Source organism: Halomonas sp. SL1, from assembly GCF_003030865.2.
GTDB classification, from domain to species: Bacteria; Pseudomonadota; Gammaproteobacteria; order Pseudomonadales; family Halomonadaceae; genus Halomonas; species Halomonas halophila.
In genome coordinates this window covers 29403-43292 of the sequence record NZ_PYUQ02000002.1, presented here as the reverse complement: position 1 = coordinate 43292, position 13890 = coordinate 29403, and the positions used below count along the sequence as shown (strand labels likewise).

Genomic DNA, 13890 nt, shown 5'->3' with positions numbered 1-13890 from the left:
GCCGTGGGGCCGCCGAGGGCGTGCGATATGACGCCCGGCGGGACCGTGCGATATGATGCCGCAAGCAGAGGCAAGTCGCGACCCCGCCCGAGGCCACAGGGCCAGGGCGGTACCGCCCCAACCACGAGGCCTTCGACCCATGACCGACTCTTCGACCCCGACGCCCCGCCCGGTGGCCCTGATCATCCTCGATGGCTACGGCTACAACCCGGACCCCACCGACAACGCCATCCTGGCCGCCGACACCCCGGTGATGGACCGGCTGTGGGAGACCCGCGCCCACGCCCTGGTGCACACCGACGGCCGCTACGTCGGCCTGCCGGACGGCCAGATGGGCAACTCGGAAGTCGGCCACATGAACCTCGGCGCCGGGCGCATCGTCTATCAGGACTTCACCCGCATCACCAAGGCCGTCGAGGACGGCGCGCTGGCCGACAACGCCATCCTCACCGGCCCGCTGGATGCCGCCACCGAGGCCGGCCGCGCCGTGCATCTGCTGGGCCTGCTGTCGCCGGGCGGCGTGCACAGCCACGAGGATCACATCCTCGCCATGGCCGAGCTGGCCGCCAAGCGCGGCGCCACGCGCATCTACGTCCACGCCTTCCTCGACGGCCGCGACACCGCGCCCAAGAGCGCCCGCGCCTCCATCGAGCGCGTCAACGCCAGGCTCGCCAAGCTGGTCGGCGCCGAGAACGGCTACGTGGCCTCGCTGATCGGCCGCTACTACGCCATGGACCGCGACAACCGCTGGGACCGCGTCGAACAGGCCTATCGCCTGGCCACCGAGGGCACCGCCGAGCACGTCGCCCAGAGCGCCGAGGCCGGCCTGGACGCGGCCTACGACCGCGGCGAGAGCGACGAATTCGTCACCGCCACCGCCATTCTCGCCGGCGACGCCCCGGTGCGCATGGAGGACGGCGACGCCGCCTTCTTCATGAACTTCCGCGCCGACCGCGCCCGCGAGCTGACCCGCGCCTTCGTCGAGGACGACTTCGCCGGCTTCGAGCGCCAGGCCCGCCCGCAGCTGGCCGGCGGCAGCCTGGTGACCATGACCCAGTACGCCGCCGACATCCCGGCCCCGGCCGCCTTCCCGCCGGAAGAGCTGCACAACACCCTGGGCGAGGTGATGGAGAAACGCGGCCTGACCCAGCTGCGCATCGCCGAGACCGAGAAGTACGCTCACGTCACCTTCTTCTTCTCCGGCGGCCGCGAGGCCGAGTACGAGGGCGAGACCCGCGTGCTGGTGCCCTCGCCTCAGGATGTGAAGACCTACGACGAGAAGCCCGAGATGAGCGCCGTGGAGGTCACCGACCGCCTGGTCGAGGCCATCGAGTCCGGCGCCCATGACCTGATCGTGTGCAACTACGCCAACGGCGACATGGTCGGCCACACCGGCGACTTCGACGCCGCGGTCAAGGCCGTCGAGGCCGTCGATGCCTGCGTCGGCCGCGTGGTCGAGGCGCTCGAGAAGGTCGGCGGCGCCTGCCTGATCACCGCCGACCACGGCAACGCCGAGCAGATGGTCCACCCCGAGACCGGTGTCGCCCAGACCGCTCACACCACCTTCGACGTGCCGCTGATCTACGTCGGCCCGCGCCCGCTGAGCCTGGCCCAGGACGGCCGGCTGTGCGACCTCGCCCCGACCCTGCTGACGCTGATGGACCAGCCGGTGCCCGAGGAAATGACCGGCCGCGTGCTGATCGAGGCGTGAGCCGGCGGCGCTGCCCGGCCCGGCGGCGATGGCTGCCGGGCCTCGTGATGGCCGCCGCGCTGAGCGCCGCCCTGGCCACCCCGGCGGCGGCGGTGGACGAACGCGAGGCGCAGCAGCGCCTGGATGCCATCGGCGAGCGCATCCAGGCGGCCACCCAGGACCTCTCCGCCACCCGCGACGCGCGGGACGACGCCAACGAGGACCTGCGCGAGGTCGAGACCGCCCTGGCCGAGACCCATGCCCGACTGGACGCGCTCCAGGCCGAGAAGCGCGACCTGCGTGACGAGGTCGCGGCGCTCGAGGACCGGCGCCAGGCCCTCGAGGACGAGCGCCGGGCCCAGCTGACGGCGATCGAGGAGCAGCTCGACGCCCTCTACCGGCTGGGGCCGACGCCGCAGCTCAAGCTGCTGCTCAATCAGGACGATCCGGCCCGACTGGATCGCCTGCAGGCCTACCTCAACCGCCTCGCCGAAGCCCGCCGGCAGCGGCTCGACGAGCTCGAGCGGCTCGACGCGGCGCTGGCCGACAATCGCCGGGCCCTCGACGCGCGCAGCGACCGCCTGGCGCGCCTGTCAGAGACCCTGCAGGAACAGGGCGCCGAGCTCGCCCGCCGGGTCGACGAGCGCGAAGCCCTGGTGGCGAAACTCGACGACCGCTTCGCCAGCGAGCAGGCGCGGCTGACCGAACTCGACCAGGACCGCGCCCACGCCGAGCGGGTGCTGCGCCAGGTGCAGGAGCGCCTGGCGCGCCTGCAGCAGCCGCCGCCCTCCACCAACATCGCCGCCACCCAGGGCGACCTGCCGTGGCCGGTGCAGGGCAGCGTGACCTCGTCGTTCGGTCGCGGCGACGGCGTGCACCGCAACGGCCTGGTGATCCGCGCCAGCGAGGGCACGCCGGTCGAGGCGGTCCATGCCGGCCGGGTGGTGTTCGCCGACTGGATGCGCGGCTTCGGCAACCTGCTGATCCTCGACCACGGCGACGGCGTGATGACCCTGCACGCCCACCTGCAGCGCTTCACGGTCGGCGTCGGCGAGGCGGTCAGCGCCGGCGAGACCCTGGGCGCGGTGGGCGCCAGCGGCGGCCAGTCATCCGCCGGGCTCTACTTCGAGGTACGCCGCAATGGCGAGCCCATCGATCCCAACCGCTGGATCGCCCGACGCTAGCAACAAGCATCGCCTTTCCGAGAAATGGCCGCCCGGCGGCACGTCGAGAGGAGCTCCTACGCCAAGGGTGAGGAGGACTCCTCCGAACGGGCTGGCCATGGATGGCCAGCACCGGCCCTGCAAGCGGAGCAGGAAGCGAGAGCGCAGCAGGGCGTCGGGAGCTACAGGGAGGTATTCATGCGTCTCCTCGAGTCGTGTTGCCGGGCTTTCTCCGGATCAGCGTCGCGCTATCCCATTAGCGTCCGCTACCACGCCATTTATTAGCGTCCACTGCCACGCTATTCCAATCGCGTCCGCCGCCACGCTATGCTGGAAACCCATCTGCGACACACCGCGAGAGAGCGCATGTTCCCGACGAACGCCCCGCTGCGGCACCTGAAGGCGGTTCTGCTGCCGGTCGCCCTGCTGACCCTGCCGCTGCCCCTGCAGGCCGCCTCCGACGTCGAGCCGGCCGGCGACGACCTGCCGGTGGCCGAGATCCAGGCCTTCGCCGAGGTGTTCGAGCGCATCAAGCGGGCCTACGTCGAGGAGGTCGACGACGCCACCCTGATGCGCAACGCCATGCGCGGCATGCTCAGCGAACTCGACCCGCACTCCACCTATCTGGACGCCGACGCCTACCGGAGCCTGCAGGAATCCACCCAGGGCGAGTTCGGCGGCGTGGGCATCGAGGTCGGCAAGCGCGACGGCCAGCTCACCGTGATCACCCCCATCGACGACACCCCGGCCTCCCGCGCCGGCCTGCAGGCCCAGGACATCATCCTGCGCATCGACGACACGCCCACCGAGGGCATGTCGCTGCAGGAGGCCGTCGACCTGATGCGCGGCGATCCCGGCACCGAGATCCGCCTGACCATCATGCGCGAAGGCGAGAACGCCCCGCGCGAGGTGGCCATCGAACGCGAGATTATTCGTACCGAGAGCGTGAAGCAGGAGCTGCTGGCGCCGGGCTACGGCTATCTGCGCGTCAGCCAGTTCCAGACCCGCACTGGCGAGCAGGTCGTCGACGCCCTGGAGACGCTGCGCGACGAGGGCCCGCTGAAGGGCCTGGTGCTCGACCTGCGCAATAATCCCGGCGGCGTGCTGCAGGCCGCGGTGGACGTGGCCGACGCCTTCCTCGAGAGCGGCCTGGTCGTCTACACCGAGGGCCGGCTGCCGGACAGCGCCATGCGCTTCTCCGCCCGGCGCGACACCGCCGCACCGGACGTGCCGCTGGTCATCCTGATCAACGGCGGCAGCGCCTCGGCGGCGGAGATCGTCGCCGGCGCCCTGCAGGACCAGCGCCGCGGCGTGGTGATGGGCACCGAGAGCTTCGGCAAGGGCTCGGTACAGCAGATCATGCCGCTGGGCGAGGACGAGGCGCTGAAGCTGACCACCGCCCGCTACTTCACCCCCAGCGGGCGCTCCATCCAGGCGCTGGGCATCGAACCCGACGTGCAGGTGGTGCGCGGCCGCCTCGAGGTCGCCGACAACACCGGCCTGCGGGTGCGCGAGGCCGACCTGGAAGGCCACCTGGCCGGCAACGGCGAGAAGGACGCCCGCAGCGAGCTGAGCGAGCGGCTGCGCGACGACTACCAGCTCGGCGAGGCGCTCAACCTGCTCAAGGCACTGAACGTGCTGGGCGAGCGCGGCGCCGCGGCCACGGTCGAATCGTCCGACGACGGCTAGCCCCGTGCCCGGCAGACGGCGAGGGCTCTGCGCGACAGGCGTAGAGCCCTCAGCCCCGACAAGCGCCCTCCACGAATCATGAAGAGCTCTTAGGCGAGAGCCTTCGGCGCCTCATAAAGAGCCCCTTGTCGACAGGAGCCCTCAGCGTAGGGCGCGGCCCTTACCGACAAGAGCCCTCAGCGGAGGGCGGAAGCCCTCATTGGCAAGAGACAGGCAGCCGGCCCCGGCGCCCCGCCGCCTGCTGCATCAGCAGCCGCTTGAGCGGCGACAGCCGGTCGACCCCGGACATGCCCAGGTTACGGACCAGGGTCAGCGCCGGATGGCGGGCCCCGAACAGCAGCCGGAAGCCATCCATCAGCTTCAGCATGGCGGCGTTGTCGCCGCGACGGCGCCGCGCGTACCGCGACAGCCACGCCTCGCTGCCCGGCCCCACGCCGCGCCGCCGCGCCGTCAGGAACTCCTCGGCCAGCACCGCGGCATCCATCAGCCCCAGGTTCACGCCCTGCCCGGCCAGCGGATGAATGCTGTGGGCGGCATCGCCCACCAGCGCCAGCCCCGGCAGCACGTAGCGCTCGGCGTGGCGCTGGGTCAGCGGCACCGCCAGGGCGCCGTCGACCGCCTCGACCTCGCCCAGCCTACCGTCGAAGGCCGTGGTCAGCGCCTGACCCAGGGCCTCGGGAGAGAGCCCGCAGAGCCGGTCGGCGTGCTCCGGCGTGGTCGACCAGACGATCGAGCAGTAATGATCGTCGCCCTCCACCGTCAGCGGCAGGAAGGCCAGCGGGCCGTCGGACAGGAAGGCCTGGCGCGCCACGCCGCCATGGGGCTTGGCGGTGCGCACCGTGGTCACCACCGCCGAATGGCCGGTCTCCCGCGCCGTCACGCCGATGCCGGCCAGCTCGCGCAGCGGCGAGCGGGCACCGTCGGCGGCCACCACCAGCGGGGCGCTCAGGCGTTCGCCGCCCTCCAGTACCAGCTCACGCCCCGCCGGCCCGTCCTCGAGGCCCGTGACCCTGGCCCCGAAGCGCCGCGTCACCGTCGGCAGGCCGGCCAGCCGCGATTCCAGCGCCGCCACCACCACGTCGTTCTCGACGATATGGCCGAGCACCGGCAGGCCGGCCTCCTCGGCGGAGAATGCCACCTCGCCGGTGCCCTCGGCGTCCCACACCCGCATGCCGCGATAGGGCGTCACGCGCCGGCCCTGCATCCACGCCCAGGCGCCCAGCCCCTCGAGCAGGCGCTGGGAGACCGGTGTCAGGGCACTGACCCGCCGCTCCGGGCGGCCGCGGCCCACGGCCTCGGCGTCCAGCGGCGCCGGGCGCGCGTCCACCAGCGTCACCGCCACGCCGGCCTCGCCCAGCAGGCAGGCCAGGGTCGCGCCGACCATGCCGCCACCGACGATGATCGCCTCGCCGGCCGGCGTCGCGTCTTGGTTCATGCCGCTCGCCTCGTCCTTCACGCTGTCGTCCTCCTTCACGGGCGCCTCGGTCATCGCTCCACCCCCATGGCGCGGCGGGCCAGGGTCCGACGCAGCGGCCCCAACAGGTTGAGCCCCACCAGGCCGGCGGCCCGGGCGTGGGAGAGCAGGGGGCTGTCGAGCCCGAACAGCCGGATCAGGCCGTCGCTGAAGCGGATCACGTCGTGGCGGTCGCCACTGCGGCGGGTCTCGAAGTCGCCCAGGGTGGCGGCGCTGCCGGCGGGTTCGCCGCGCGCGGCGCCGGCCTCGATGGCGGCCACCAGGTCCATCACCCCGCGCAGCGCCAGGTTGAAGCCCTGACCGGCCACCGGATGCAGCGCGTGTGCCGCGTTGCCCATCACCGCCAGCCCCGGCCGGGTGGTCTCCCGGGCCGTGACCAGCGACAGCGGATAGGCGTGGCGCTTGCCGACCCGGCGGAAGCGCCCGGCGCGGTCGCCGAAGGCGCGCTGCAGCTGGGCCAGGAAGTCGCCGTCGGAGAGCGCCAGGCGGTCGGTCTCCTGCCCCGCCTCATGGGTCCAGACCAGCTCCATGGCCTGGCCCTTGAGCGGCAGCAGGGCGATCGGGCCGTCGCCGGTGAAGCGCTCATAGGCCCAGCCGTCGTGGGGCCGGTCGACCTCGACGCCGGCGATCAGCGCGACCTGATCGTAGGGCCGCTCGCGGCTCTCGATGCCGAGGCGCTCCTTGAGCCCCGAGCGCCCGCCGTCGGCCAGCACCGTCAGACCGGCCTCGAGGCAGGCACCGTCGGAGAGCGTCAGCCGGTGGCCGCCGGCCACGGGCCGGATCTCCTCGACCCGGGCCGGGCAGTGCCAGTCCAGCGGCAGCTCGGCCAGGCGGCGGTGCAGCACGCGTCCCAGCCAGGCATTGGGAATCACCTGGCCCAGGGCCTCGCCGCCGAGCTCCTCGGCATTCAGCCGGGTCGCGCCCAGGCGGCCCTGCTCGCTGACGTGGATGCGGCGGATCGGCGAGGCCTGCTCGGCCAGGCCGTCCCACAGCCCCAAGGTGCGGAAGTGTGCCACCGAGCCCTGGGCGATGGCGCTGGCCCGGGCATCGAAGCTCGGCTGCCAGGGGGCGTCGAGCTTCGCCGTCATGGGCGCGGCCTCGATCACCGCCACCGTCAACCCCAGCCGCTCGATCAGCGGTGCCAGGGCGCAGCCCAGGCTGGCGCCCACCAGTCCTCCGCCGACGATGGCGATGTCCACGTGCCGCGGGGCCTCGCCCCCGCCCAGATCGCTCATGGCCGGCTCCTCTCTTGCATTACGGCTGTCATCACGGTCCTCATCCTCACGACCTTCATCCTGACGGCCCTGTCAGCCGGCGCTCCTTATGCCGCCCTGCTGGGGCGGCGCTGGAATGCCGATTCACGGCCAATATTCCATAATGTACGTTACGTAACACATAAATTATCGAACTTGCTAACGGTTATTCCTTGACCATCAGCGCCTCGATATCGGCCACCCGCTTGGGCACGTCGGCGGTCAGTACCTCGTGACCCGACTCGGTCACCGCCACGTCGTCCTCGATGCGAATGCCGATGCCGCGATAGGCGGCGGGGATGTCGTCGTCCTCGGGCACGTAGAGCCCGGGCTCGATGGTCAGCACCATGCCCGGCACCAGCGGGCGTGGTTCGCCGTCCTGGCGGTACTGGCCGACATCGTGGACGTCGAGGCCCAGCCAGTGGGAGGTGGCGTGGAGATAGAAGCGCCGCCAGGCCTCATTCTCGATGCAGTCCTGCAGCTCACCCTCTAGCAGGCCGAGTTCGATCAGCCCGGCGGTGAGATCGCGCACCACACCGCGATGGATGGCGACCAGGGTGGTGCCGGGGCGCACGGCCTCGATGGCGCGCTGCTGGGCGCCGAGCACCACCTCGTAGAGGGCGCGCTGCGCCTCGCCGAAGCGGCCCCCGACCGGGAAGGTACGGGTGATGTCACCGGCATAGAGATCGATCTCGGCGCCAGCGTCGATCAGCACCAGGGCACCGTCATGCAGCACATCGGCGTTCTCGATGTAGTGCAGCACACGGGCATTGCCGCCGCCAGCGACGATGCTGGCGTAGGCCGGGCCGCTGCCGCCCTGCCACCGGAACTCATGCTCGAGCTCGGCCTGCAGCTGGTACTCGGTCAGCCCGGGGGCACAGGCGCGCATCGCCCGGCAGTGGGCCTTCGCGCTGACCGCGCCGGCATGGCTCATCAGCGCCAGCTCCGACGGGCTCTTGACCAGCCGCTGCTCGTGCAGGCGCACGGACACGTCGGCAAAGGCCAGCGGTGGCCGCGCGCCGCGACGGGCCCCGGCCTGCAGCTCGGCGCGGATCGACTCGGCCAGGTGCAGCGCCTCGCTGTCGTCCAGCGGCAGGTAGAGGGCGGTGCGGCCGTCGAGCAGCTCGGCGAGGACTTCGTCGCGCTCGGCGTTGCCGAAGGCCTGGTCGAGGCCATGCACGCGCTCGGCGCCTTCCGCCCCCAGCCGGCGCCCGGTCCAGGCTTCCATCTCCGGGTCGCGATCCTGGCAGAACAGCACGCTCTCGCCATCGTCACGGCCGGGGAGCAGCAGCAGCAGGGCGTCGGGCTCGGGGAAGCCGGTGAGATAGTGAAAGTCGCTGTTCTGGCGAAAGGCATGTTCGCTGTCCCCGGAGCGGGTGACCAGCGCGGCGCCGGGCAGCAGCACGGCGGCATCGTCGGGCAGCGTGGCCATCAGGCGGCGGCGGCGCTCGCGGAATTCGGCTGCGCCGATGGCGGCGGGGCGAGGCAGGATCTCGGGCGGCATGGCAGTTCCTCGGGCAGGCGGGAGCCCCGCCGAGCGGCGGGGCCGGACATCTCGCGGTCCGGGCCGGCGGCCCGGACCGCCTCAGTGCTTGGTGTAGGCCTCGGGGTCGTCGACCTTCTCGACCTGCGGCTGACCGGGATGCTGCTCGGTGTAGAGCATCATGGCGGCCATGCGGGCGTGCTCGGTGAGGGCGAAGAGGTCGTTCTCGTTCTCCGGGTCGTCATCGAGGTCGGTCTCGATGCTGGTCAGGCCCTTGAGGTCGTCGACCGCCTCGCGCAGGGCCTCGGACCACTGCTTGCGCGGCGCGGCGCCGGCATCCTCGATCACCTCGAGGAAGCCCAGGGTCCAGTCCTTGAGGCCTTCGGCGCGCTCGGCCAGGGAGAACAGCTCATCGGGCAGCAGCGGCTCGTAGTTCATCTCGCTGGCCGAGAGCGCCTCGACGGTCTGGCGACGCCATCCCAGCAGGCGCTCGGCGGACGGCTCGTCGCGAGGCTGCTCGACGCCCAGGTTCTGGCACACGACTTCCAGCCAGCCTTCGGCGCTGAGGTCGTGCAGCGCCAGCGAGGCGCACAGGCGACCGTCGAGGAAGGCCGGCGACTGCATGCTGCCGTGCAACAGGAAGGTGTCGGCGATGTCGGAGAAATCCTGGCGTTCGTTGATCAGAGACATGGGACCATCCGGTGCGAGGGCCGCGCGGCGCGTTGACCGGCCGCAAACGGCTCTCTTATAGTGACTTGACGTACGTATACCCCACGATGTTAACGCATCGGGCCCCCTTGGCGCCGCATCCCGCGCGCTCGTCCGGGCCCGCCGGAGCCCCCCATGACCGACGCCTCGCGGCCCACCACCGAGATCACCCTGCTGGAGCGCCAGTACGTCATCGCCTGTCCGCCGGAAGAGCGCGACAAGCTGGAGCGTACCGCCCGCTACCTGGATCGTGCCATGCAGGGCATCCACGCCCAAGGCAAGGTGGTCGACCGGGAGAAGATCGCCATCATGGCGGCCCTGAACATCACCCACGAGCTGCTCGAGACCCTCGAGGAGCGCCGCGCCGGCGAGAAGAGCCTCGGCGAGCTCAGCGCGCGCCTGGAGAAGGCGCTGGCCGACGCACCCTCGCGCTAGAGGATCGTGGGACAGGCCTACGAGGGGCGCTATGAACCCATCCTTGGGCGCTACTTTGGCCATCCTTGGCCAAAAACCCCCTCTACGTCCTGCCCCCGATGCTCTGGTCCATTACCATCGGCATCATCCCCTCGCTGAGGATTCTTCGCTTTGGACGTAGGCCTCGCTCTGCTAGGATAGAGGCGTTCCCTGGGGTGTTCGCCAGTCGTTAAGTCCCTCGAGCCTATGCGCAGTACCCAGGGGGCCAACAGCTAGTCCGGACCCGTGTGCATGTCCGTGCGACGGAAAGCCTGACGGTCCGGCTGCGGCCACCCACCTTGAACCACAGGGTTCAAGGGCCAGAATGACAGCGGCACTCTGGGGAACTCCTTTCCGCATGACCGATCTGCAAGACACCGCCGCTCACGCCGTGAGAGACGACGAACGACGCGCCCTGCGTCGTGACCTTCGCCGTCGCCGACGCCATCTGAGCGCGCAAGAGCAATATCAGGCCGCCCGGCGACTGTGCCATCGCCTGCGGCATCTCCCCGAAGTCCAGCGCGCCCGGCGCGTGGCCCTCTACCTGCCCAACGACGGCGAGATCGATCCGACCCGACTGATGCCCTGGCTGAACGGCCGCGGTGCCCGCGTCTATCTGCCCGTGCTGCGTCCGCTTTCCCACAACGCCCTGTGGTTCGTGCACTACCACGCCGGCACGCCGATGGTGACCAATCGCTTCGGTATCCCGGAGCCCTGCACCCGCCACGGCGCCCATCGCGCCCGCCGCACGCCGGCCTGGGCCCTGGACCTGATCCTGATGCCGCTGGTGGGCTTCGACGACGACGGCCAGCGTATCGGCATGGGCGGCGGCTTCTACGACCGTACCCTGGCCTTCACCCGCGGCCGCGGGCCGCGTCCGCGCCTGATCGGCCTGGCCCACGACTGCCAGCGCGTCGACCGCCTGCCGGTAGCGCCCTGGGACGTGCCGCTGGACGCCATCGTCAGCGACCGGCGCGTGGTGCGCCCCTGAGCGCCTCGCGGATCGTTCCGACATGAAAAAAGCGGCCGATGCTTGAGCATCGGCCGCTTTTTTTCGGGAATCGTCCTGAGCGCTGGCGCCTACTGGCCGACCAGCGCCTGGGCGTAGCCGGTCGCCACGACACCGATACCGAAGATCAGCACCAGGATCATGACCAGGTCGGGCTTGCGCTTCATCGTCGACTCCCTCGATCGCTATGGCAACGGCGCGCCCGGGCGGCTCCGGGGCGCGGATAACAATGTGACTGTCTCGACTATACGGCGTCGAAGACGCCGCGAAATGCCCATTTGACCCCGTAAACACTGTTTCTTCGCCGCTTGCGGGCGAGTGAAGAGGCAGAGCGGCCAGGCGCTGGAACCGGCGGCCGGGCATTCTCGAACGAGGCCATAGCCTAGAGGAAGGCTCCGGGCATGACAACCGTCATGCCCGGAGGATGAAGAAAAGCAACACGGTCATGGCCTGATATGGCGAGCGAGCAAACGTTCACTCACCCGCCCCGCCATCCTCAGGCCATGAACAGCCGATAGGCGGGATTGTCCGATTCCTTCCAGTAGCGATAGCCGATCTCGTCGAAGTGCTCCTCGACGTGGCCACGATCGTCTTCCGGCAGCTGCATGCCGACCAGCACCCGGCCGTAGGCGGCGCCGTGGTTGCGATAGTGGAACAGCGAGATGTTCCAGTCGTGGGGCAGATGGGTGAGGAAGTTCATCAGCGCGCCGGGACGCTCCGGGAACTCGAAGCGATAGACCTCCTCGTCGAAGCGTTCCTGGGGACGGCCGCCGCCCAGGTGGCGGAGGTGCAGCTTGGCCAGCTCGTTGTCGGTGAGGTCCTCCACCGGATAGTCGGCCTCGCGCAGCTTGTCGATCACCGCCTGACGGTCCTCGCCGCCCGGCTTGACCTGCACCCCGACGAAGATGTGCGCCTGCTCGGGATCGGCATAGCGATAGCTGAACTCGGTGACCATGCGCTTGCCGATGGTCCGGCAGAACTTCTTGAAGCTGCCCGGGCGCTCGGGGATGGTCACCGCCAGGATCGCCTCGCGCTGCTCACCCAGCTCGGTGCGCTCGGCGATGTGCTGCAGGCGGTCGAAGTTGGTGTTGGCGCCGGAATTGATGCACACCAGGGTCTCGCCGCTGGCGCCGGTCTGCTGGATGTACTTCTTGAGGCCGGCCAGCGACAGGGCGCCGGAGGTCTCGGAGACCGCGCGGGTGTCCTCGAAGATGTCCTTCACCGCGGCGCACATCTCGTCGGTGTTGACGGTGATGACGTCATCCACCAGGTCGCGCATCACCGCGAAGGGTGCCTCGCCGACCTGGGCCACGGCCACGCCCTCGGCGAACACGCCGACCTGGTCCAGCACCACGCGCTCGCCGCTGTCCAGGGCCGCCTTGAGGCTGGCGCTGTCCTCGGACTCCACGCCGATCACCTTGATCTCCGGGCGCAGGTACTTCACGTAGGCGGCCACGCCGGCGATCAGGCCACCGCCGCCCACCGGCACGAAGATGGCGTCCAGGCGACCGGGGTTCTGGCGCAGGATCTCCACCGCCACGGTGCCCTGGCCGGCGATCACGTCGATATCGTCGAACGGCGGGATGTAGGTGTAGCCGTGCTCCTCGATCAGCTCCTGGGCGTGGGCCGCGGCCTCACCGAAGGCATCGCCCTTGAGCACCACCCGGGCGCCCCGGGCGCGCACCGCGGCGACCTTGATCTCCGGGGTGATGCGCGGCATCACGATCACCGCCTTGACCCCCATCTGCTTCGCGGCCATGGCCAGCCCCTGGGCATGGTTGCCCGCCGAGGCAGCGATCACGCCCTTGGCCTTCTGCTCGTCGCTGAGCTGCGCCATCTTGTTGTAGGCGCCGCGAATCTTGAAGGAGTAGACCGGCTGGAGGTCTTCGCGCTTGATCAGAATCTGGTTGTCGAACCGGCGGGACAGGAAGGGGGCCGACGAGATCGGCGTTTCCCGGGCGGCCTCATAGACCCGGGCCTGGAGAATCTTCTTGACGGTATCTTCGAGCATCCTGACATTCCGATAGTAGCGCGAGGGGCCGCGTGACGCGGCGCGGAGGGAACCTCTATTGGTAGCATTCGCGCCGGCACGGCGTCCAGCACGGCGAGGCGCCATGGCCTATAATGGCGCGGCATTTCCACCCTCCAGCCAGACGAGCCCTCCATGACCCAGGACGAACTCAAGGACGCCGTGGCCGCTGCCGCCATCGACGAGATCCGCCCGCTGCTCGGGCGCGACGTGGTGATCGGCGTCGGCACCGGCTCCACCGCCAACCGCTTCATCGACCAGCTGGCCGCGCTGAGCGGCGACTTTCGCGGCGCCGTGGCCAGCTCGGAAGCCAGCGCCGAGCGCCTGCGCGGCCACGGCATCGACGTCTTCGAGCTCAACGAGGTCGGCACCGTGCCCGTCTATGTCGACGGCGCCGACGAAGTGAACGCTCACCTCCAGATGATCAAGGGCGGCGGTGCGGCCCTGACCCGAGAGAAGATCGTCGCCGCCTGCGCCCAGCGCTTCGTGTGCATCGCCGACGGCTCCAAGAAGGTGAAGTGCCTGGGTGACTTCCCGCTGCCGGTGGAGGTGATTCCCATGGCCCGCTCCTACGTGGCCCGGGAGCTGGTCAAGCTGGGCGCCGACCCGGTCTACCGCGAGGGCGTGGTCACCGACAACGGCAACCAGATCCTCGACTGCTATGAGTTCATGATCGATGATCCCGTGGCCATGGAAGCGCAGCTCAACGCCATCGTCGGGGTGGTCACCAACGGCCTGTTCGCCGCCCGCGGCGCCGACGTGCTGCTGCTGGGCACCGACCAGGGCGTCGAGCGTCTGACGTCGGCCTGACTTCCACTTGCACAGGGCCGGATATCGCTCGGCCCTGCCCCATCTCTCATACTCCCCCACGAGAAAAACCACCACAGCATAATTAGCCATTACAGGCGGTAGCGGTATGCCCGCCCTCTTATCCTGCAC

At 70.3% G+C, this 13890-nt stretch carries 11 protein-coding genes and 1 other RNA gene; 7 read left to right on the top strand and 5 right to left on the bottom strand.

The window, feature by feature from the left end; all coding sequences use genetic code 11:
• The first annotated feature begins 139 nt into the window (after positions 1 to 139).
• The 3 genes from gpmI (at position 140) to C9J49_RS00370 (ending at position 4542) form a co-directional block, all read left to right on the top strand.
• A complete protein-coding gene (gene gpmI, locus C9J49_RS00380) occupies positions 140 to 1711 on the top strand; it encodes a 2,3-bisphosphoglycerate-independent phosphoglycerate mutase (RefSeq protein WP_107181060.1) in 1572 nt (523 codons plus the stop codon).
• A 47-nt stretch (positions 1712 to 1758) separates the two neighbouring features.
• Entirely contained in the window at positions 1759 to 2874 is a 1116-nt protein-coding gene (locus C9J49_RS00375) for a murein hydrolase activator EnvC (RefSeq protein ID WP_107181085.1), read from the top strand.
• 345 nt (positions 2875 to 3219) lie between these two features.
• Positions 3220 to 4542: a S41 family peptidase gene (locus C9J49_RS00370; RefSeq protein ID WP_046078914.1), complete on the top strand. Its 1323-nt coding sequence runs from the start codon at positions 3220 to 3222 to the stop codon at positions 4540 to 4542.
• A 196-nt stretch (positions 4543 to 4738) separates the two neighbouring features.
• Here the strand turns inward: C9J49_RS00370 and C9J49_RS00365 are convergent, their stop codons facing one another.
• The 4 genes from C9J49_RS00365 to C9J49_RS00350 all read right to left on the bottom strand — a co-directional run bounded on the left by C9J49_RS00365 (position 4739) and on the right by C9J49_RS00350 (position 9442).
• Positions 4739 to 6031: a UbiH/UbiF/VisC/COQ6 family ubiquinone biosynthesis hydroxylase gene (locus C9J49_RS00365; RefSeq protein ID WP_107181059.1), complete on the bottom strand. Its 1293-nt coding sequence runs from the start codon at positions 6029 to 6031 to the stop codon at positions 4739 to 4741.
• On the bottom strand, positions 6028 to 7251 hold the full coding sequence (ubiH, locus tag C9J49_RS00360; RefSeq protein WP_107181058.1) for a 2-octaprenyl-6-methoxyphenyl hydroxylase: 1224 nt from the start codon (positions 7249 to 7251) through the stop codon (positions 6028 to 6030). Before ubiH ends, C9J49_RS00365 begins: the two co-directional genes overlap by 4 nt.
• 184 nt (positions 7252 to 7435) lie before the next feature.
• Positions 7436 to 8773: a Xaa-Pro aminopeptidase gene (gene pepP / locus C9J49_RS00355; protein ID WP_107181057.1), complete on the bottom strand. Its 1338-nt coding sequence runs from the start codon at positions 8771 to 8773 to the stop codon at positions 7436 to 7438.
• Positions 8774 to 8854: 81 nt separating this feature from the next.
• Positions 8855 to 9442, bottom strand: coding sequence for a UPF0149 family protein (locus tag C9J49_RS00350; protein ID WP_046078911.1), 588 nt, complete (start codon positions 9440 to 9442; stop codon positions 8855 to 8857).
• 153 nt (positions 9443 to 9595) lie between these two features.
• On the opposite strand from C9J49_RS00350, the gene C9J49_RS00345 reads away from it, so the two are divergent.
• From C9J49_RS00345 to C9J49_RS00335, 3 genes are all read left to right on the top strand, one after another.
• Positions 9596 to 9895: a cell division protein ZapA gene (locus tag C9J49_RS00345; RefSeq protein ID WP_107181056.1), complete on the top strand. Its 300-nt coding sequence runs from the start codon at positions 9596 to 9598 to the stop codon at positions 9893 to 9895.
• A 183-nt stretch (positions 9896 to 10078) separates the two neighbouring features.
• Positions 10079 to 10263: non-coding RNA, 6S RNA (gene ssrS, locus C9J49_RS00340), on the top strand.
• Between the two features lie 8 nt (positions 10264 to 10271).
• Positions 10272 to 10904: a 5-formyltetrahydrofolate cyclo-ligase gene (locus tag C9J49_RS00335; RefSeq protein WP_107181055.1), complete on the top strand. Its 633-nt coding sequence runs from the start codon at positions 10272 to 10274 to the stop codon at positions 10902 to 10904.
• A gap of 514 nt (positions 10905 to 11418) precedes the next feature.
• Here the strand turns inward: C9J49_RS00335 and ilvA are convergent.
• A complete protein-coding gene (gene ilvA / locus C9J49_RS00330; protein WP_258393711.1) occupies positions 11419 to 13038 on the bottom strand; it encodes a threonine ammonia-lyase, biosynthetic in 1620 nt (539 codons plus the stop codon).
• 48 nt (positions 13039 to 13086) lie between these two features.
• Here ilvA and rpiA point away from each other — a divergent pair, with 48 nt between their 5' ends.
• Positions 13087 to 13761, top strand: coding sequence for a ribose-5-phosphate isomerase RpiA (gene rpiA / locus C9J49_RS00325; RefSeq protein WP_046078908.1), 675 nt, complete (start codon positions 13087 to 13089; stop codon positions 13759 to 13761).
• Positions 13762 to 13890: the final 129 nt, after the last annotated feature.